1 protein-coding gene is annotated in these 244 nt (G+C 60.2%); it reads right to left on the bottom strand.

Annotation, left to right across the window (positions count from 1 at the left end; all coding sequences use genetic code 11):
* The coding region (gene bcsG, locus SB822_RS59915; RefSeq protein ID WP_410859487.1) for a cellulose biosynthesis protein BcsG at window positions 1-244 on the bottom strand (244 nt) is incomplete at both ends.

Below are 244 nucleotides of genomic sequence, written 5' to 3'. Positions count from 1 at the left end.
ACAGATAACACTGCTGCGCCGCCGGCTTGTACAGGTCGGCATGCGCCTCCTGCCCGCAGCTTGCGCGCAACACGCGGATCGCCGCCGGGCCGCTATAACTTGCCGCGGTGCTGAAGTTCGTGAACAGATAGTCGAAGTGGCTCAACATCGGGTTGTTACGCGCCTTCGATACATCGAGGTCATCCCATGAAAGCGAGCACACGTGCAGCACGATCACGTCGAACTGCTGGTTCGGATCGCTCGT

The sequence above is a fragment of the Paraburkholderia sp. SIMBA_054 genome (assembly GCF_046534875.1).
In the GTDB taxonomy this organism is placed as follows: domain Bacteria; phylum Pseudomonadota; class Gammaproteobacteria; order Burkholderiales; family Burkholderiaceae; genus Paraburkholderia; species Paraburkholderia hospita.
This window is presented reverse-complemented; position numbering and strand designations above follow the sequence as displayed.